Source organism: Myroides sp. N17-2 (assembly GCF_002286775.1).
In the GTDB taxonomy this organism is placed as follows: Bacteria; Bacteroidota; Bacteroidia; order Flavobacteriales; family Flavobacteriaceae; genus Flavobacterium.
Map to the genome: position 1 here is coordinate 1 of NZ_NSGJ01000042.1, position 19235 is coordinate 19235.

Consider the following 19235-nt stretch of genomic DNA (forward strand, 5'->3'; position numbering starts at 1 on the left):
CTATCACACAGGGTAATTACTTACCCTGCATGTCGAAGTAGGCTACTGCCAACAGTATGGCAGGTTCGTTGTCCAGTTACCTGGTTGAACAATTGTATAATGACCTTTGCAGGTCGCACCACCCAATAGTAGCCAAGATGAGTTTTGTCTTTCTTTTTCTCATCTAAGACCTTGATGGTGGTTTCATCAACTTGGAGATAACCTTCATTTTTGATGTCCATCACCAGCTTTTGGTATAGTGGCTTTAAAGCATCCATACTTTGAGCGATCCAACCATCTATTGTAGAAGAAGCTATATCGATGTTTTCTCTTGAAAAGCGTTGCTTCTGTCTATAAAGAGGAATATGATCAACATATTTATCTACAAGTATTGTGGATAATAATCCCTCTGAAGGTATTCCTTTATCTATAATTCGCTCTGGAAGCTCACCAATACTAATTTGAGTATTATCTTTACCTTTAGTAGCGTATTTATATCGGATGTAACGCTTGATTTTAAAGTAACCAGGAACATAATCTAACACATCTGTAGTTTCTTTACCAATGCAAATCATATCAGATAAATCTCCCTCAGGATGCATTTCTATTTCTTCTACGGGTAAATGATCTGGTAGTTTAGCTCGTCCTGGATGTTTCTTTTTCTCACGAGAGTAGGTAATCTCTTGTTTGATTACTTCTTCTTGTTCCTCTAAGACTGCTTGTTCAACATCTAAAGGTAATTGAGTTTGATTGGGATCCTCAAAACGTTCTCGGCTTTGACCGAACTTCATGCGCTCAAGTAGCTTTACACGATATTCCAGTTCTGTATTTTTTTCTTCTAGCTTAGAGGTCTTTTCTTCTAAGCTAGTAGTTTTCTTCTCTAACTTAGTATTTACTTTTTCTTGTTTGGAAATAGTCTTTTGGGCTTTGGTTAAAAGTGCCAAAAGTTCTTGTTTCGATAAGTTTTCTAAGTCTATTTCCATGAAGTAAATATACGTCAAAAGCCTTATTTATACAAGGATTAAGGCTGTTTTATCTCATGGAAAACCGCCTTTTTTGACTACTTTTTATCACTTGTATTCCTTCAATCATAAGTACCAAATCACTCCAACTGATTTGAGTCCGATTATGAATAGGAAAAGCAAAAGTACCTTGTTCTAATCGCTTGTGATATAACACAAAACCACCTGTTTCCCAGTGTAAGAGTTTCATCTGATTACATCGACGATTAATAAACACGTAGACACTTCCATTATGAGCGACTTGATTAAGCTCGTTTTGAACAAGACCACATAGACTATCGAAACTCTTGCGCATATCACAAGCTGATTTATACAAGTAGAATTGATGGCTACTACTCAGACTAAACATTACACAAGGTTTACTAATGAATAGAGTTCACCCAAATCTTTCGTTTCTAAACGTAACTTCACTCCATTAGGATACACGATTTCGTATTCTTTACTGTCGGTTTTAGATGTTTCACCTATTGCTATAAAGTTACTTGAGCCTTCTTGCTCTGTTTCACTCTTAAACTTTACTACCCAATAACTAAATGTCGCCAGCTTAATTCCAACACTTTCACAATACTTTGATTGTGTCAATCCACTTGCTTGCCAATCCTCTACATGAGAGTACATAATTTCTTGTTTGCTCATCTCTTTATTATTTAAAGCAAACTTACTTCCTTACATTATATTATGAAACATGCACTTGCTCGGGCGGATACAGTTTGATAAAGCTTTATCAAACGATAAAACCAGAGCACAACATGTACTGGGGCAGATACAAAAACTATACGAGGTAGAGAGAAAAGCTAAAGAGCAAAACCTAACTCCACAGCAAATTAAAGAGCTTCGTCTAAAAGAGAGTCTTCCTATCATCAATGAACTTGGTAAATGGATGGTTGCTCAAATGAGACTTACTCTTCCTAAAAGTGTAATAGGTCATGCCCTTGCTTACTCACAAACAAGATGGGATAATCTAAGTGCGTACTTATACGATGGAAACTTACAGATAGACAACAACCTTGTTGAAAATGTAATTAGACCAGTAGCTCTTGGGCGTAAAAATTATCTCTTTGCAGGTTCTCATGATGCTGCACAAAGAGCTGCCATGATGTACACTTTCTTTGCGAACTGCAAGAAAAATGATGTGAATCCTACTCAATGGCTAATACATACTCTTGATAATATTCAATCGATAAATCACAAAAACATTACTGACCTTTATCCTCAAAACTACAAAAAGCTGGTTACTGAAGCTGTAGAATGATTTTTATACCTCACAAGACGTGATTGGTCGTGTGGATACATTACCATAGCTATATTGACTTAAATCTGCGCTTAGTTTGTTTCCAATAATTTCTGATTGACACTCTAATAATATTGACTTAACAGTGTTTGCATAAGCAGTTCTACCAACATTTGTTCTTTCTCTATTAATAGCTTTTTTAATACTAGCATTAAGTAATGTAATATTATAACTAAAAAGGAAATTTTCTTCACTAGCAACTGCAACACCATTTATATAGATTTTCCCTCGATTTTCTTTTTTTTGAAGAACACTACCATACTTAGTATTTTCTAGAATTGCTTCATTATTGAACTTCAGAAACATATTTTTTGCTGCTACAATGTCATCTTCTGAAATGCTAGATAAATGGAATTCTGTTCCAATTAGCTCTTTATTTGTAGGCTCAGAAATGTATGCATGTAAAGTAATTAAATCATCAAAACCGTTTTTTTGTGATTTACCTAATGTAATGTCTCCATATTTAGATAAAATTTTGACGCCAACACCTTTTCTTTCAAAAGTAGCTAATGCATCCTTTAATCCAATACCAAATTTTCCAATAATACCATTATTATTTAACTTTTCATCATTCTCTTTTTGAGTGAAATGTTCATATTTTAAGCCTCGTCCATAATCTTTTATAACCCACGAATTTAAACTACTACTCCAGAAGATTTCGATCTCTTTTGAATTCGTAAGAGTTTTTTCATCTAAAGCATTAGCAATAATTTCTCTAACACCATGCTTTACATCCCAGTTTTCTAGAATTTTTTCAATATTTAAATCAAATTTCTTCATTATTTAGATTTTGGTAATAAGGGCTATTAGCGGCTCTTCTTGGGGATAGAAAACGGAATGATCAAAGTTCACCTTAATTCATCATTACGCCAAACCTCTTATTGTAGACAGTTTTTTTATAATAGTTTTATAGTCTTAATTAATTGTTGGTATTCAGAAAACGCACGACCAAATTCTTCTGTGTATTCATAATTACTAAATTCGTACTCCTCGTTTAATCCTGTTTTAGTTTTTAATTTAATTTCTCCATATTTCACTACAGGAATTTGATAATTATCTTTAAAACGCTTATCAGGACTTCCGTTTTTGTTGACTTTAGCCCAAGTTTTATCTATAACTTTAGAATCTTTAGGAATTGTTCCTGTTTCTGTAAATCTTACATAGCTTTGATTAAACGAAATTTCCTCAAATCCTATTATAGCAAAATCACCTTTTGAAGAATACATTACAATAAAACTAGGATAGAAATATAAATCAGCTCCATTCGCATTTTGAAAATATAAAGCTTCGTAATTTGACTTAATTTCTGGCAAAGATTTTAATAAAAATTTCACTTCACGCTTTTTGACTAACGTACTTGCTGAAGAACGTGTAGCGACTCTATCTTGAAAATAAGCACTTGTTACGTCCCATATTTTTTGACTATTAATTAGTTTCTTAAAAGCTTCCACTAGTTTGAGATATTTTTCTTTTATTTCTATGTCAAAATCTATATCTAACCTAACATAACAATTTTCTATTTGTTCTTTGGTTTGTACGATAGCGTTCTTTTGAGCTTTAATATCTTCTTTTATATTTTGAGATATAGTTTTTTTTATTAAACCGTATAGAAGAATATAACTAAGGTTTAATTTTAATTTTGAAGAAACGTAAGAAGTATTGATTTTTAATAAGTCATTTTTTAATTCTTTTCTTTGTTGCTGAGCTAGAATAATTGCTTCTTTAATTCCTTGCTTATTTTGACTTGTAATTTCTTGAATGTCTGCGCTAAATATATTATCTGAATATTCGATAATATTTGATTCCTCTTGAAAGGAATTGGATGATGATTTTAATAATTTTTGTCTATTGTAAATACCTAAAGGTGGAATACTAGTATTTAAATAAGTACCTGAATTTCCAAAAGTCATACTTGCTCCTCTAACACCAATAGAAGTAGAAATACCGCTTTTACTAAAATTTAGGTGTACACCTGGTATTACTTTAATTCTTTTACGAAAACTCCAAGCCATAATTTTTTTAGATTAATATGTGATATGTAATTTTTGATAGGATTACCTAAGAAGAGCCACGACTTGATCAAGTGTAGGAATTGAATTAAATGTTTTAATTAATTCAGTACACCTTAGAGCAAAAGACTACTATTTGGCTTTTATGACATAAAAAACCGAAACTTTAAATAATAACTTAATCAGCCATTACACCAAACCCTTATTTTGTATTTAGTGATTATTATTGTTTAAAATAATCTTCATTTGATATGTTAGACCAACTTAAGCTTCTTACAGGTCTTACGGGCTTAACTTCTCTTACTCCTCTTACAGGACGTACTCCGCGAACACCTCTGATTGGTTTTACTGATTTAACAGGTTTTACAGGGCCTCCTGTTGCATTTTCAGTAAAAAAGACTCTATTCCCTTTTCTATCAAAAACCCATCCTTTTTCAATCCAACCTAAATATCTACCACTATAAGCAAAAATGTTATTTTCACTCAACCAAGCTACAGGTATTCCATTATACAGATATATTGATTGGTTATCATCACTAATATATGCAATTGCATTCCCTTTGCTATTATAAAATGTCAACATAATTAAACAGTATTAATTATTCAAACATAACATAATTTCACTAATCTCTATTACGGAAATCCGTAAACCACTCAATATTTTGAGTCTAACTACTATTTAAACAAAAAAACACGACTTCGGAGTAGTTTTCCAGCCCTCTGCAAGAGCAAGTCGTTTTGAAAGCTCTAATCTCAATTTCGAGTGCCTCAAAACATAACTTGCTGTAATCTTTCGATTACTAAATCCTCCAATTTTACAAAGTAAAATCTATAGTGATTTCATAATATGAAATCACTCACTATTTGACACTAAAGTGCCAAGTTCAACCTTAAAATTCCATTTAAAGTTTTCAAACTGTATATGTACTTTCTTTGCTTTAAGATAGTAATGTAAGTTTTACAATTGTCTTTGAAATAGCGTCTTAAAGCTGTTTTAAAATGATCTTGGTGTAAAAACGTATTAGTATAATGTTTCCAACAAGCTAAAACTTACAACTATCCATAATGTAAAATGTAAACCTTTAAAAAAGTACAATATGGGAACAGTAAACCAACCATCCAAAAAAGACAGTCAAAAGGAGTTAGTCGATGAAGACTATCTAATGAATATCATGAGTGGTGATATAGAAGTAAAGTCTGTAGAACAAGCTAAGCTAATCGTAGAAGAAAAAGAAGAACCTCTAATCCAAGAAGAAGTAACAAAAGTCAAAGAAAAGAAGCCAAAGAAAGAAGTAGCAACTACTAAATACCAAGAGCTTTTTCTGATTAATGAATTTCCTTCATCAAGAGCAGGAAAGGTTGTTTATATCCGACCTGAGTATCACGAAGTATTACTTCGTATAACCCAACTGGCTAAAGAAGAAAAAACTACGCTTTACTCTTATTTAGACAATATCTTAAAACAACATCTACAGCAGTATAACTCTGAGATTACTCAATATTTTAATGACAAATTCAAACCTATTTTATAATGGAAAAACTTAATCAATTAAGAGAATCAGCTCAAGTACAAACAACTAAGAGTATAGAAAATTAGGTAGATACTTTTTTAAAGGAAGTATTTACTAGAGCAAAAGATGGTAAAGCGGTTTATATTCGACTTGAGTTCCATAAGAAGCTAACACGTATAGTTCAAGTAATTCGCGAAAACAAGGTATCTGTATATGCTTATTTACATAATTTATTAGAGCATCATTTCAATAAATTCAAACAGCAGGTTACTACGAGTTTTAATGAAAAAACAAATCTCTATTTTAATTAATCTATTATCTATCGTTGGTTTTATTTGCATTTAAAAATATCTTTGATTTCACATTTAGTAATATAATTTATAATAGATGAAGATAATAACTTGGAATTGTAATGGTGCTTTTAGAAATAAGTATAAAACCTTAAATAAGTTTGATGTTGATATTTTGATTATTCAAGAATGTGAAAATCCAATGTTAACAAACGATCTTCTTTATAAAGACTTTGCAAAAAATTATCTTTGGATAGGTGACAATAAAAATAAGGGGTTAGGTATTTTTGCTAAAGAAGGTATTCAACTAAAAAGATTACAATGGTCAAATCAATATAAAGATCATTTTGTTAAATATTTTTTACCTTGTAGAGTAAATAACGAATTCGATTTATTAGCTGTCTGGACACACAAGAATAATTCTCCAAATTTTGGTTATATTGGCCAATTATGGAAGTATCTCCAAGTTAATAAAATCAATTTAGGAAATACTATAATTATTGGTGATTTTAATAGTAATAGTATTTGGGATGAATGGGACAGGTGGTGGAATCATAGTGATGTAGTAAATGAATTAAAAGAGTTTAAGATTGAGAGTTTTTACCATTATTTTTTTAATGAACTTCAAGGTAAAGAATCTAAACCAACATTTTATTTTCAACGAAAATTCGAAAAACCTTATCATATTGATTACATTTTTGGAACAGAAGAATTATTAAAAAAGATGATTAAATTTGAAATAGGTGTTTTTCTGACTGGATTGAAATAAGTGATCATATGCCTCTATTGTGTGAGATTAAAATTAATAATACTTGAATTATTTTTAGTTCTCTTTTTTTATTATTCTTCTTATAATTTCTTCTTTTTTATAAACTCTTAAATTTTGTTGATTAAACTCTTTATCTATTAAGAGTCTATATAAGTCATTTGTTCCTAAATCTACAAAGACAGGTTTGGTTGCTGATAACCATACATTATGAGAGTTTTTCCAATCTAAAAAATGGTGTCCAATATAACTTTCTTCTATCTTATCTAAGATCTCAGTAAGATTACGATATTTATAACATTTTAGTTTAAAATATTCTGGATTTTCAGATAGTAAAAAATATCCTCTACCGTTGTTTTTTTTCTCTACTTTAGGAAATTTATAATCTTTAAAGTTTTCGCTTTCTATATTAGGTAATTTATCTAATATGTGAAAATTTTTAAACTTTTCTCCATTAACAATCCAAATCATATTTTGATAAAAATTTTCTCTTGACATCAATTCTTCTCTGCTAATTGGTGAATTTTGAAACTCAACAATTACCCCGTAATTTGTTTTTAAATCTGCAATATGTTTTTCATTATCATCTGCAATATGTACTATTTCTTGCCACTCTTCTGGAAAATAAGATTTCCATTTTCGATGCCATATTCCTTCTGATTCCCACCATTTATCACATTCAGTTAAATCTAAGTGTGCCCAATGATGGATATTTTTGGTACCACATTTAGCTACTACAGTAGCCCCACAACAAATACACACTCCGATACCTCCTTTAAAAGGCTCTGTTTTAATACCATTAATTAAAGAATACTTCATACTTACTAATACATATTATTAATTCGAAAAAAGATAGATAACTTTTTTGGATTCTTATATATCGCCTTTTAATTAATCAACAATGTAAGACTATTTTGTAACACTTCATTCATTAGCATGATTAAATAGATTTTTAAGATAAGTATATACTTATATAGATACATATATCAATTTATAGATTTAAAATTAAATCTGTAAGCAAGTAGAAATCTAAAGTATTAAAACTGTAAAAGCACCTTTACAGTTTTAATACTTTATAAAAACAAAGGCACCTTACAAGATGCCTTCATCTGCAAAAGAGTAATAACTCTCTACTGTTATAATTAAATGATCTAAAAGCATAATATCAAGTAGTTTACTTGCTTCTTTAATCTTTCTTGTGATTTGTCTATCAGCATCACTTGGAGCTAATTTTCCTGACGGATGGTTGTGTATAAGCAAAAATCCCACAGCGTTCGCTTTTAAAAGAGCGGAGAAAATGATTCTTAAATCTACTATTGTACCTGTTATCCCTCCTGAGGAAACTTCTAATACCCCAAGTACTTTATTATTGTTTGAAAGCATAAGTACTTTAAACTGTTCTAATAATTCAATCTTGTTACTATCCCAAGCTTTTAATGCTATTTGATAGGCACTGTAAGAAGATGTAATCTGAGGTCTCTGTGAAGCCTTTACTTTTGATTTGTAAATCAATTCTACTTCTGATGCGATAAGCCATTCTGTGTTTAAAACTGTAGTTTCCATAATATTAAATTTTTAAATTAATTATGGAGCCACAATTGGTAATGGCTAAGCGAGCACAAGAAGCAACGCAATAAAGCGAAGACTTTAGTCAAGCATTTATGGGGGAATTTCTTGTTAGCGAACCGCTGGGCATTGCCTAACTTTGTGCAATTATTAATAAAAATAAACCTATAAACTATTGTGTCTTAAAAGCTCTTTTAACAGTATGCGGATATTACGATAAAATACCGTGAAAACACGTATTGTTTTGAATAATAAAGAGTTGTAAGTTTATCTCGTAAAAATTTATTCATGATTATATTTTTTTAGTTGGAGCTGTAATACTATACTTTGTACACGTATAGTAGCAATAGAAAAGTTCGATTTAGGGTAGCTACATAAATCGACTATGGTAAATAAAAGACATCGATTAACTTTAAAAGACGACCATTTTTATAACAGACACGAGGTTTGTTATATAATTTTAAAAACAATATCATTATGAAACAATTTATAAAAAACCTACTTATGCCATTTGCCGTTGTTGCAATGCTAAGTTTAGGTGCATTCACAGTGAATGCTAGTAATAAAGCTGATAATAAAATTGAAATATCAGAAGAAACTGTAACTCCTTATGGAGGGGATCTATATTATTTAGACGGAGCTGTATTTAAAAAAGCAACGCAAATAGTAAAGAGAGATTGTTCATTTGAAGGATTTGGCCCTTTGTACGAAGAAGATATTAACTCAGAGACTCACCAAATCTATGGATGGGATTCTTCTGTTGCAGAATATAAACCTCTTCGTTTAATCATGTAATTTTACTGATTACAGAGCAAGGGGACGATGTCCCCTTGTTTTTATTCTCTTATTAAAAAGTATCTAATTGATTCCATGAGTAATTATCATAATCAATTCCTTTACTAATCCACTGAATACTTTTATTATCTTTTAGGAAATACTCAAACCAATCCATCACTCTAAGTGTTAGGTCTTTGTTTTCAACTTTTTGATTAGGCATAATGTCATGTTCGACATTTTTGTAAAATAGAGCAATCGTTGGTACCTTATACCTTTTTAAAGCAACATACATTTTACGAGTGTTTTCCCAATGTGCATTTTCATCTTTTAGTCCTGTCCATAAAAGAATAGGTGTTTTTACTTTATGAGCATATAATAGAGGAGAATTAGCCAAATACTTTTCAGGATTCTCCGCATAACTCTGTTTAAACCCCAGTTGTCCACTCTCTACCATAAACCAATCAAGTTTATTTCTGTAGGTATTATACCGATACATTGTACCACCAATTACATCATGAGGTGCTCCTCCACTGATAATGGCTGAGAACATATTTGTTTGAGTAGCGATAAAACCGACTTTGTATCCTCCGAAAGAATGACCTATCAAACCAAGCTTTAAAGTATCAATTGCAGACTCTTTTTCACTAATAACCTTTACACTATTTTTAATTGATTCAAGTGCTCCTATTCCAGGCCCCTGCTGAGAAATATACGACTGAACATAAAATACAAAATATCCATTGTCATTTAAAAGTGGAATATTAAAGCCTGTAGAATTTATCATTGAGGACAAAAGAAATTGTTTACTATCCGTATCATCTTCAGCGTAAGTATAAACAACCATAGGATACTTTAGCTCTTTATTAAAGTTTTTTGGATAATAAAGCGTTCCTTTTAATTCTCTTCCCGTTTTAGTTTTAAAACTAATGGTTTGTTTTTTTCTATTGCTATAAAGCTCCTGTGGAATATCACTTTCCAAAAGAGTGGTTATTTTGCCGTTATTATACACCTTTAATGAAACAGGTACATTGTAATTCTCTTGTGTAAAAACAATAGTTTTTAGGTCTTTGCTAATTAAGTTGGGTAAATACGTTAATCCTCGTGATAGGTCATTTTCTTTTGCATCAATCAGTAATTTAGCATGGGTATTATCAATACTGTAAATCAATGTATTCGAGCTGTTTTTAACTGCAACTACAATAGAAGAATCAGTATTGATTGTTGCATTTATATCATTGTTGTGCTTAGTTTTATTAGCAAAAATCAAAGTATTTTTCCCAGTAAGACTTAGAATACTTACTTGTTTTTTTGTGGATAGATGTAAACGAGTTAATGTATTGTTCACTACAAAAAACACATATTCAGAATTGGTTGACCATATAGGTACATCAACTGTTGATGCGTCACAGTTTATTGTTATGATTTTATTAGTAGCGAGCTCTAGTATTTCCCATTTTGATTTATCCTTTTCAATAGGATAAATCATGTACTTTCCACATAAAGAAGCAATAATATCCTTTGAATTATTAGTCTTAATTGATTGTAAAATATGACTATTGGATGTTTTAAGTACATCAAACTGTATTTGAGTATAAGAAGCACTAAAATCTTGGTAAGTAAAAGGATTGTATGATAAAATATGATTGGGAAGATTTATAAAATCCAAATCACTCTCTCTTTTTCTTTCCAACTCTGTCAATGTCTTTGTTTTAGATTGATAGATAAAAGCCTTGTATTGAAGTACAAATTTTTCTTTAAAAGAGCTTGGATGTAAAAACCGAGTATTCCCATTCCATATATCCAAATATTCACTTTCTTCAAGCTTCTTTTCTGTTTTTACATTGTATTTAATAAATAGATCATCATTGGAATAAAAAGACAACTCAAATCGCTCCAAAGGCTTCTTACTAAGCTGAATGGTATCTACTTGTTTTTTCTCAAGATCCAATAGATAAATGACATTTTCTTTTTCAAGAATAGCAATTTTATCGTGAGTGACATTCCAATAAGGAGATAGTAAATCCCCCGAATAGTTAATTTCAGCTACTTTAAAAGATTCTAAGTCCAAAACATAAGATGTATTGCAATCTTTCTTTTGATAGATTAGCTTTGTTTTATTCTCATTGACTAAGAACTCAACTACTTGATTATCATTGAATATTATTTTGTTTTTTTCTCCACCTTTATCCAATTGTACAAGATTTAAAACTGCATTAGAGGATAGTGTAATTAATAAATTCTTGTTGTCAAAGGCCTTGGAAGCGAATTGTTTGATGCCATCAGCTTTAAAAACAGATTGATTTGTTTCTAAATTAATCACACTTAAGTATTGATTTTTTTTCTCAAGTATTAAATCATTGTACAACAAGTTGGCTTGTAAAGTCGAAAGATCATTTACAATTCTTTTCTGCTTGGTTTTAGTGTTGATATAGAATATAGTATCTGCTCTATTATTATACCCATAGGTTTTACTTGCTATTACCCAGTTTCCGTCTGGGCTAATTAAAGAAGGACGGATGGTATAGCCAAGGGAATCAATTACGATTCCCTTACTATAATTACTTGCAACTAAAGAATTAGAAGACAATAATCCCACAAAAATTAAAATCAATTTATATATCAAATATGTCCTCATAATTACAAATACAAATTAATAATTGTATCATTCTGAGCAGTAAAACGTATTGCATTAGCAGATAAAGCTTGTATACTACAAAGGTTCCCTTTAGGTACTTTTAAATCAAAATTCCCAAACCGATCAGTTAAATGATACGTTCCAATCCCCATTACATTGTTGTTAAAAGCAGAACTAATATCCACGTTTTTAAGTGGCTGATTTGTTTTTTTACTTTTAATTGTTCCTCTAACTGATACCAATTGTTCAGGATCAACATTTTTGATAAGATTTTTAATATTTGACTTTAATACTTCATTGCTATTAATCAAATTCTGATAGCCCGCTTCATCTTTGTTTACTTCAATATCAATGATTTGACTTTTGTCCAAATTTGCAAAAGTGTACTTGCTTACATCCCTTCCATAAATAATGTGATTGGGAACAACCATTAGTGTATCTCCCTTTTCTATGGTAATTTTATAATACCCTTTTTTATCTACAAATACCCTTTTGTTTTCTCCATAAGCTTTTTGCGATTCATCTTTCCAAATCCACTTGTTTTTAATATTTATAGTGGTTAATCCCAAAGGAACAGAGTCAGTTCCTTGAACTAAAACTCTGCCTTGAATAACTATATTTTCGTTATTGTCTGTAACTCTTCTAGTGGTATGCGTATTAGATTTACAAGAAGCAAGCAATATTCCAATCATTAAAAAAGGAAAAATAGATGTGTAGATTGCTGTATAATGTGTTTTCATGTCAAATTAGTTTAATATCCTGTATTTTGTGGATGTAAGTTTCTATTTAAAAGCAATTGAGTTTCTGGAATAGGAAGTTGTTTATAACGATCTTGCCAATTGGGTTTCGTTAAGGTCAATTCACTTAATTTATCCCATCTTTTTAAAGTAAAAAAACGCTGAACAGATTCAGTAAAAAACTCTTTAAAAGACTCTTGTAGCAAGTTTTGCTCAATCTGTTCTTTACTTAAATTAAGAGCTAAATCATCTAATCCTCTTTTGCGTCTAATTTTATTAATAATCTCTATAGACTGAACATTTTTCTCCTGTTTTAGTAAGCTTTCTGCCAATATAAAATAAGCGTGTTCCACTCTATAAAAAATAGAATTCTCATCGGTATTACCTGTCTTATTTTTGTACTTATATACACCATAATAGGTTTGATCTCCTATTTTAACTTCTGTAATCCAGTTTGTTTTTCTTAAATCGTTAGCATCAAATAATCTCATTAGTTTATCGCTAATAGTAGAGGTAAAACCACCAAGAGCCGTAAATACATAAAGGTTTGCTTCAGGTGTCACAGTTGTATTTTGTTCAAGTGATAATTGCCACAATGTACTTTTGGCTGTTTTTTTAAATGTTTTTGACAGATCAGGTTCAATTTGATAGAGACTATTGTCAACCACTTTTTGACTATAAAGCTCAGCTAACTCATCTTTTTTCTGAAGCAAGTAATTTTCAGCTAAAAGAAGTTCTGCTACAGCTTTATTGACATAATATCTATCAGTACTTCTATACTGGTAGGTTAACAGTTCGATGGCTTTTAAAAGATCTTCCTCTATTTTTAAGAGTACTTGATTCTCGGATGTCTTTCCAATGGTAGTATTATCCTTATAATCAGTTGAAGTTGTATAGGGAATGGCTCCATAGAGCTGAACAATATTCTGATAGTACAACGCTCTTAAGGTATAGGCTTCACCTAATAGTTGATTTTTATTTAGGTCATCTATAGAAGGTGATTGGCTAAGTTTATTTATAAAAAGGTTAATCGCATAGATATTCTGATAAGCATTGTTCCACCATTTGGTTATTTCACTATCATTAGGCTCAATACTATTTTGATGGAAGTATTCTACTGAGGTACCTACAAAATCTAATTCGTCAGTAAACAGACTCATTCTAAAATTGATTCCTGAAACATCTTTAGAGAAGAAGGGATTGTTTCTAAGATTAATATAGATGGAGTTTAAAGCTGATTTTGTCGTATTTATATCTTTGAATACTTCTTCTTGGCTTATTCTATCATTTGGTAAATCAACGTCAATTAAGCTCTCACAAGAATAAAAGAGAATTACAAAAAAAGCGACTAAAATAGATTGTATCAACAATCTTGATTTATTTATTGTTTTCATAGTCATAAGAGTTAAAAAGTTAATTGCATTCCAAAAGAGTAAGTACGAAGTGGAGGTAAATATCCATAACTTGTAAATTCCGGATCCATGCCTTTATATGAAGTAATTGTCCAAAGGTTTTGTCCTTGCATATATACTTTTAAGGACGTGTTTTTCGCTTTTGGTAACGTTAGTGTATAAGCAATTGATATATTCTTTAATCGGATGTAAGAAGCATCACTAATTGTAGCATCACTATCTACAAATGGAAGAGCATTATTACGAGCTGTTGCATTATTAAAAGAAGCTCCAATATATGTTGCTTGTGTATTGTTTGGATTCCATCTATTAACAAAATCTACAGGTAAATTATTTATAGCTCCACCTGGTACAACATGATTTTTATTTAAGTTGTAATTATCTTGCTTTTTAAAATAGAATAGAAAATCTAGCGTAAAATCTTTGTATGTAATTGTGTTTTGTAATCCTCCATAGAATACTGGATTTAAGCTTTTGACAAGAGTTTTGTCATTAATATCTATTTTACCATCCTTATTAAAATCTGTAAATTCATACAATCCTGTTTGTGGATTTAAACCATTGTATTGATAGAGTTTAACTATATTTAAAGGCTCCCCTATAACGTAATAGCTACTTTGTGTTCCTTCATCTAATCCAGGATACGAGATTAGTTTATTTTTTGGAAGTGAGATATTAAAGTTAGTAGACCACCTCCAATCTTGTGTAGCAATGATATTTGTATTTAGGGTAAATTCCCACCCTCTATTATCCACCACAGCAGGAGAATTGGTGACAATTGAATGAAATCCAGTGGTACTTGGTAAACTAAGTCCAATTAACTGATCTGTTGAACGATTATTATAAAAAGCGACAGAGGTATTGAATCTATTATTTAAAAAACTCAACTCTAAAGCAGCTTCAAACTTGGTTGTTTTCTCCCATTTATAACCCGGATTATATAAAGAAGTAGGTGATAAACCTGTTTCATTATTGTATCTACTTGAAGTAATTGTATAAGTGTCTATATAAGCATAGTCACCTATATTATCACTACCTGTTACACCATAACTTGTCCTAAATTTCCCAAAAGAAAGCCATGAAACATTCTCTAAAAATGATTCTTCTGAGAATATCCATGCCAAACCAATTGCACCAAAGTTTCCAAACTTGTTTTCTTTAGCAAACCTACTTGAACCGTCTCGTCTTGCTGTAAGATTGACAATGTACTTATTGTCATACTTGTAATTTAGCCTTGTAAACAGAGCAATGTATTTATATTCTGAATTCGATGTACTACCAATGTATTTTTCTTTAGCAGCTCCAATGTTTTTAATCAAAGCATTTGACGAAAAACCAACTCCTCTAATATAACTTCCATCAGCTGTATTACTTTGATAAGTTGAACCAATAAGTACATCAAAAGTATGTTTGTTTATTTCTTTAGTATATTGCAATTGAGGTTCAACGATGTAAGATTTAAAAGAAGTATTTGCCTTACTGGTATTGGACATTTCACTTGTGTATCCTTCAGCTGGATTATAAATAGTATGAGGTGTAATTTTCCACTCTTCAAAATCTGTATTAGTAATACCTGCGTTTGTTTTAAGAAACAAATTAGGTAAAATGTTATATGAGAGATTTGTATTTAAAACAAGTGATTGTGTTTTGTTTTCATAAGTTTGATTCAGTTGAGCTAAAGGATTATTAAAAGTGCCATTTTCCCAATTAAGATTACCATCCTCAGCATATAACGCTGGTGCGTTAGGTGCTAATTTTAGGGATTGGCGAGTAAGGTCAATAATTGGAAGATTATTTGATTGTGTAGCATAAGAGGTAGAGGTATTGATTATTAATTTATTGTCTTTACTTCTGTGATTGAAATTTAATAATAGAGCATTTCTCTTATATCCATTATCAGTTGGAAACACTGTAGTGCTTTCATTGCGAGAAAGATTCATATTATAGCTTGTATACTCATTTCCTCCTTGAATACCTAAAGCGATGTTTTGGTCAATTGTAGTATCTCCAATGAATTCTTTTTGCCAATCGGTATATCTATTTCTATCCCATGTCCCATTAATATCATAAGCATTAACTGGATATGTTGTAATACCACTATTTTTAAAAGCTTCTTCACGCATTTGAATATATTGCTGAGTATTCATCATATCCATGAATTTTGCTACTTTGCTAAAAGCAATGGAAGAGAAAAAAGTAAATTGTGTTTTATCTGATTTTCCTTTTTTAGTAGTGATAAGTACAACACCATTAGCTCCACGGGAACCATATATAGCTGTTGCATCAGCATCCTTTAAAATTTCGATACTTTCTATATCCGATGGTGGTATTGTATTTAAAGGTGAAATTCCATTTTCAAACATTTGTACTCCTAAACTTCCGTTTGTTCTACCCATTGCATTAGATAAAAAAGGTACTCCATCAATAATATACATTGGGTTGTTTCTACCAGAATTAGAACTATCTAAAAAGTTACGCCCTCGTATTTCTATATTCATTCCGCCTCCTGCAACACCACTACTTTGGGTTATGTCAACCCCTGCAACTCTTCCTTGTATAGCCTGCAATGGATTAACCACAGGTTGAAATTCAATATCTTTTGCAGTTACACGGGCAATACTTCCTGTACGCTCACGGTCTTTAACGCTGTAATATCCTGCGTTAACCACAATTTCATCTAGTGTACTGCTATCTTCTAAAAGAGTAATATTTAAGACAGAACCGTGATAATCTGAATAAGTAATAGTCTGCTGTTTATACCCTATCATTGAAAAAGTAATTTTATCACCTGCGCTTATCTCAATAGTATATTTTCCGTTTAAATCAGTTGCTACAACTTTATTGTCACTGGTAGATATGTGTACACCACCAAGAACACCTTGACTGTCTTTTACAATTCCAGTTAATTTAATCTTTTGCTTATTATCAGGTAAGGCATTTGGCATTGTAAAAAACAAGTAATGATTATTTGATACGGCATAGTTTGGATAACAGATTAAGAAACTTAATAGCATAGTTATCCTGTAACCATAATTGGTTAAAATTTGAGTTTTCATAATATTTATAATTGAAGTGATATAAGAGAGCTTTAAATCATTAAGATTATTATTGCCGTAGTACTTAGATAAGTCTGTTATATCAAGGGGTTAATTAATTGAATTTTAAAACCATCTCCTTTACTCTAAAGCATGTCTCCCAAAATGCGATATAGAGCAAGGAGATAGTCATGGACTTTTATATGTCTTAAAATCCCTTTAAGCCATATTTTGTGTTGTGTGTTTAAGTGCTCACTAATAGTTTAATTCTACATTAACCAACTTAGAATAAACTAAGTAGTGAGCGTTTTTCTCCATAGTGTAATAGTTTTAATGTGTGATTAATAAATAGAACAGTGAATAAATTCTCTTCATAGCTTTTTACTTACTAACTAATTAATTTGCTCTATTGACTTAAAAATGAATACATTAATAAGAATATGTTTTAAATTAATAGGCAATAGGAGTCCTGTACGCATCTAAAAAACTATCTTAGACATTGCGTAAAATGTGTGTTTATTCTAACTAAATAAGTAATAGGGTAGCCATCTAACATTAAAGCTTTAATGTCAAATTAATCTACATCGATAAGATTTAGTTAAACTAAAGTTTAATCATAAGCTAAATGTGAGTTTAGTTACTAATTTTTGTTGTTTGTAATAAAATGTAATAATTGAAAAAATCTCGAATAGAACATTCGATAAGTCCATTAAGGAAGAGGTATTGTTAATCTTCTATGATAGAATGTAAACAATATAACCTTGTTTTTTGAACCTTTTAGAGCTTGTTTGGGAGACAGCATACATAAAAGGTCTGTTGTATTTTTAAGCAAAGAATAATTAATTCTTTTGCTTTAGTTCCTTGGATAGTCCAGTATATATACCAGACTATCACATCTTATGACCTTTACTTTTGGAGAACTGTAAGAAAGGATTTACTTTTAGAGTGCGAATCAAAAAAGAAAAAACCTAAGTAACTTAAAAGTTATCTACTATGTAAAGGTAATCGTAGTGTAAAATAGGGTAATCCCTGTTCTACTACTATTAATGAGAGAGAGATAATTGCTTTTAGTATAAAAACAAAAAAATCGCTCACATAAATTATATGAACGATGTTTAAGTATGATAGATCAAACCTTGTAAAAAAGCAAGGAGCGGTCGCATACTTTCAAGCCGAAGGGGTCCTAAGCCCTTTTGAGTTTAACTCAATGCATTCGAAAGCATACGTGAGTACCGCTCACATGCAAAGACAAAAGTATGAAACTTTTTTGCATGGAGCGACTGCACGGCTCTCTCGTATGCAAATTTAGGACTTTACGGCACGAGATAACATCGTTTGTTAAGCATAAAGCTTAATCAGTCTATTATTATAGAGACAAATATAGTAAAAAAAATCAAACATAAAAATTTCAACATGCGAACTTTTTGTGTTGCTAAAAATATAATTAAGTATGCCTTATAAATTGACAATTGGCTTAAAGCTAAAGAAGAAAAGGGAAGAGTTAGATTTTACTGTTGAGAATATTGTAAGTATTACAGGTGTTTCAAAAGGAAGTGTATATAGAGTTGAAAGTGGTACTGCTGAAGACATTGATTTTTATATAAAATATGCTATAGCTGTTAAATACCCTTTAAAAGAACTAATGGATATAGATTTAAGTATGGTAAAGATGACTAATTCAGTTGTTATAAAAAAGAAATCAATCTATTTAACCAAGAATATCAGAAGTTTAATAAAAAACAACTTTTTTTCAGAGTATCGATCTACAAATGACATAAGGGAAAAATTACTTGAGATGAAGTTAATAGACAATTCTGTAAAGAGTAGTGTTATATCTAACGTATTAATCAATTTGAAAAAGGATGGTTCTTTAACTGCTAAGAAAGAAGAGAATAAGAACTACTATAAAGTTTAATTGTTAGTATTTATTACTAACAATAAAGTATTAGTAATAACAAGAGTCTCAAAATGCACTTATAGAACTTATTTACGCACTTTATCTATCAGGGTCAATTAATAATGGTAAAGGAGAAATACGCAAAATAGCGGTGTTGTTTCAACAAGTTTTTGGTATAAAGCTTTTGGATATACATCATGCCTTTCATCGGATGAAAACAAGAGCTAAATCCAAAACGTGTTATTTAGATAAACTAAAGGAAGTGTTAGAGGAATATATGAATAAAGAAGGTTGGTAAATACCAACCT

16 protein-coding genes and 3 pseudogenes are annotated in these 19235 nt (G+C 30.6%); 7 read left to right on the forward strand and 12 right to left on the reverse strand.

The features are described from left to right. Positions 1 to 20: 20 nt before the first annotated feature. From CF599_RS15340 to CF599_RS15350, 3 genes are read right to left on the reverse strand one after another with little or no spacing between them, the layout of a single operon-like run. The gene (locus tag CF599_RS15340) at positions 21 to 962 is read right to left on the reverse strand and encodes a transposase (protein ID WP_254050330.1); all 942 of its coding nucleotides are present in this window, start codon (positions 960 to 962) and stop codon (positions 21 to 23) included. Positions 963 to 1011: 49 nt separating this feature from the next. After that, the gene (tnpB, locus tag CF599_RS15345; protein WP_071307249.1) at positions 1012 to 1350 is read right to left on the reverse strand and encodes an IS66 family insertion sequence element accessory protein TnpB; all 339 of its coding nucleotides are present in this window, start codon (positions 1348 to 1350) and stop codon (positions 1012 to 1014) included. After that, positions 1350 to 1637 (reverse strand): hypothetical protein, encoded by a 288-nt coding sequence (locus CF599_RS15350; protein ID WP_006258245.1) that lies wholly within the window; start codon positions 1635 to 1637, stop codon positions 1350 to 1352. The genes tnpB and CF599_RS15350 overlap by 1 nt, the downstream gene beginning before the upstream one ends. Positions 1638 to 1701: 64 nt before the next feature. On the opposite strand from CF599_RS15350, the pseudogene CF599_RS15355 reads away from it, so the two are divergent. After that, positions 1702 to 2253 (forward strand): annotated as a pseudogene (locus tag CF599_RS15355) (transposase); the annotation flags it as partial. 3 nt (positions 2254 to 2256) lie between these two features. Here the strand turns inward: CF599_RS15355 and CF599_RS15360 are convergent. The 3 genes from CF599_RS15360 to CF599_RS15370 form a co-directional block, all read right to left on the reverse strand. Then, positions 2257 to 3072, reverse strand: a complete 816-nt coding sequence (locus CF599_RS15360; RefSeq protein ID WP_121966877.1) for an ATP-binding protein — start codon at positions 3070 to 3072, stop codon at positions 2257 to 2259. A 116-nt stretch (positions 3073 to 3188) separates the two neighbouring features. Then, positions 3189 to 4304, reverse strand: coding sequence for a DUF4236 domain-containing protein (locus tag CF599_RS15365; RefSeq protein ID WP_121966878.1), 1116 nt, complete (start codon positions 4302 to 4304; stop codon positions 3189 to 3191). 220 nt (positions 4305 to 4524) lie between these two features. Next, the gene (locus CF599_RS15370; RefSeq protein WP_121966879.1) at positions 4525 to 4884 is read right to left on the reverse strand and encodes a 4-fold beta flower protein; all 360 of its coding nucleotides are present in this window, start codon (positions 4882 to 4884) and stop codon (positions 4525 to 4527) included. Between the two features lie 514 nt (positions 4885 to 5398). Between CF599_RS15370 and CF599_RS15375 the strand changes: the two genes are divergently transcribed. The 3 genes and pseudogenes from CF599_RS15375 to CF599_RS15385 all read left to right on the forward strand — a co-directional run bounded on the left by CF599_RS15375 (position 5399) and on the right by CF599_RS15385 (position 6871). Beyond that, positions 5399 to 5833 (forward strand): DUF3408 domain-containing protein, encoded by a 435-nt coding sequence (locus CF599_RS15375; RefSeq protein ID WP_121966880.1) that lies wholly within the window; start codon positions 5399 to 5401, stop codon positions 5831 to 5833. Positions 5834 to 5916: 83 nt separating this feature from the next. Then, positions 5917 to 6123: pseudogene (locus CF599_RS19945) on the forward strand (DUF3408 domain-containing protein); the annotation flags it as partial. A 76-nt stretch (positions 6124 to 6199) separates the two neighbouring features. Then, a complete protein-coding gene (locus CF599_RS15385) occupies positions 6200 to 6871 on the forward strand; it encodes an endonuclease/exonuclease/phosphatase family protein (RefSeq protein WP_254050331.1) in 672 nt (223 codons plus the stop codon). Between the two features lie 54 nt (positions 6872 to 6925). Here the strand turns inward: CF599_RS15385 and CF599_RS15390 are convergent, their stop codons facing one another. Beyond that, positions 6926 to 7687, reverse strand: coding sequence for a competence protein CoiA (locus CF599_RS15390; protein ID WP_121966881.1), 762 nt, complete (start codon positions 7685 to 7687; stop codon positions 6926 to 6928). 273 nt (positions 7688 to 7960) lie between these two features. Then, entirely contained in the window at positions 7961 to 8431 is a 471-nt protein-coding gene (locus CF599_RS15395) for a JAB domain-containing protein (protein WP_121966882.1), read from the reverse strand. Positions 8432 to 8911: 480 nt separating this feature from the next. On the opposite strand from CF599_RS15395, the gene CF599_RS15400 reads away from it, so the two are divergent. Further along, positions 8912 to 9229: a hypothetical protein gene (locus CF599_RS15400; protein WP_121966883.1), complete on the forward strand. Its 318-nt coding sequence runs from the start codon at positions 8912 to 8914 to the stop codon at positions 9227 to 9229. 52 nt (positions 9230 to 9281) lie between these two features. On the opposite strand, the gene CF599_RS15405 is transcribed toward CF599_RS15400, so the two are convergent. Genes CF599_RS15405 through CF599_RS15420 form a run of 4 tightly spaced genes read right to left on the reverse strand, consistent with a single transcriptional unit; the run spans position 9282 to position 17051 of the window. Continuing rightward, positions 9282 to 11822 (reverse strand): S9 family peptidase, encoded by a 2541-nt coding sequence (locus tag CF599_RS15405; protein ID WP_158221788.1) that lies wholly within the window; start codon positions 11820 to 11822, stop codon positions 9282 to 9284. 26 nt (positions 11823 to 11848) lie between these two features. Continuing rightward, positions 11849 to 12586 (reverse strand): hypothetical protein, encoded by a 738-nt coding sequence (locus tag CF599_RS15410; protein ID WP_121966885.1) that lies wholly within the window; start codon positions 12584 to 12586, stop codon positions 11849 to 11851. Between the two features lie 11 nt (positions 12587 to 12597). Continuing rightward, positions 12598 to 13977, reverse strand: coding sequence for a RagB/SusD family nutrient uptake outer membrane protein (locus tag CF599_RS15415; protein WP_121966901.1), 1380 nt, complete (start codon positions 13975 to 13977; stop codon positions 12598 to 12600). Between the two features lie 11 nt (positions 13978 to 13988). Beyond that, complete coding sequence (locus tag CF599_RS15420) at positions 13989 to 17051, reverse strand: SusC/RagA family TonB-linked outer membrane protein (protein ID WP_121966886.1); 3063 nt, start codon at positions 17049 to 17051, stop codon at positions 13989 to 13991. Between the two features lie 1429 nt (positions 17052 to 18480). Here CF599_RS15420 and CF599_RS15430 point away from each other — a divergent pair. Both CF599_RS15430 and CF599_RS15435 read left to right on the forward strand, forming a co-directional pair. Further along, the gene (locus tag CF599_RS15430; protein ID WP_121966887.1) at positions 18481 to 18945 is read left to right on the forward strand and encodes a helix-turn-helix domain-containing protein; all 465 of its coding nucleotides are present in this window, start codon (positions 18481 to 18483) and stop codon (positions 18943 to 18945) included. 43 nt (positions 18946 to 18988) lie between these two features. Next, positions 18989 to 19225, forward strand: a pseudogene (locus CF599_RS15435) (RteC domain-containing protein); the annotation flags it as partial. Positions 19226 to 19235: the final 10 nt, after the last annotated feature.

Bases quoted from the DNA above. Each gene is read 5' to 3' on its own strand.
- CF599_RS15420 (WP_121966886.1), bottom strand. From the start codon at position 17,051: ATGAAAACTCAAATTTTAACCAATTATGGTTACAGGATAACTATGCTA.
- CF599_RS15410 (WP_121966885.1), bottom strand. From the start codon at position 12,586: ATGAAAACACATTATACAGCAATCTACACATCTATTTTTCCTTTTTTA.
- CF599_RS15430 (WP_121966887.1), top strand. From the start codon at position 18,481: ATGCCTTATAAATTGACAATTGGCTTAAAGCTAAAGAAGAAAAGGGAA.
- CF599_RS15350 (WP_006258245.1), bottom strand. From the start codon at position 1,637: ATGAGCAAACAAGAAATTATGTACTCTCATGTAGAGGATTGGCAAGCA.
- CF599_RS15365 (WP_121966878.1), bottom strand. From the start codon at position 4,304: ATGGCTTGGAGTTTTCGTAAAAGAATTAAAGTAATACCAGGTGTACAC.
- tnpB (WP_071307249.1), bottom strand. From the start codon at position 1,350: ATGTTTAGTCTGAGTAGTAGCCATCAATTCTACTTGTATAAATCAGCT.
- CF599_RS15360 (WP_121966877.1), bottom strand. From the start codon at position 3,072: ATGAAGAAATTTGATTTAAATATTGAAAAAATTCTAGAAAACTGGGAT.
- CF599_RS15400 (WP_121966883.1), top strand. From the start codon at position 8,912: ATGAAACAATTTATAAAAAACCTACTTATGCCATTTGCCGTTGTTGCA.
- CF599_RS15395 (WP_121966882.1), bottom strand. From the start codon at position 8,431: ATGGAAACTACAGTTTTAAACACAGAATGGCTTATCGCATCAGAAGTA.
- CF599_RS15340 (WP_254050330.1), bottom strand. From the start codon at position 962: ATGGAAATAGACTTAGAAAACTTATCGAAACAAGAACTTTTGGCACTT.
- CF599_RS15375 (WP_121966880.1), top strand. From the start codon at position 5,399: ATGGGAACAGTAAACCAACCATCCAAAAAAGACAGTCAAAAGGAGTTA.
- CF599_RS15415 (WP_121966901.1), bottom strand. From the start codon at position 13,977: ATGAAAACAATAAATAAATCAAGATTGTTGATACAATCTATTTTAGTC.
- CF599_RS15385 (WP_254050331.1), top strand. From the start codon at position 6,200: ATGAAGATAATAACTTGGAATTGTAATGGTGCTTTTAGAAATAAGTAT.
- CF599_RS15370 (WP_121966879.1), bottom strand. From the start codon at position 4,884: ATGTTGACATTTTATAATAGCAAAGGGAATGCAATTGCATATATTAGT.
- CF599_RS15390 (WP_121966881.1), bottom strand. From the start codon at position 7,687: ATGAAGTATTCTTTAATTAATGGTATTAAAACAGAGCCTTTTAAAGGA.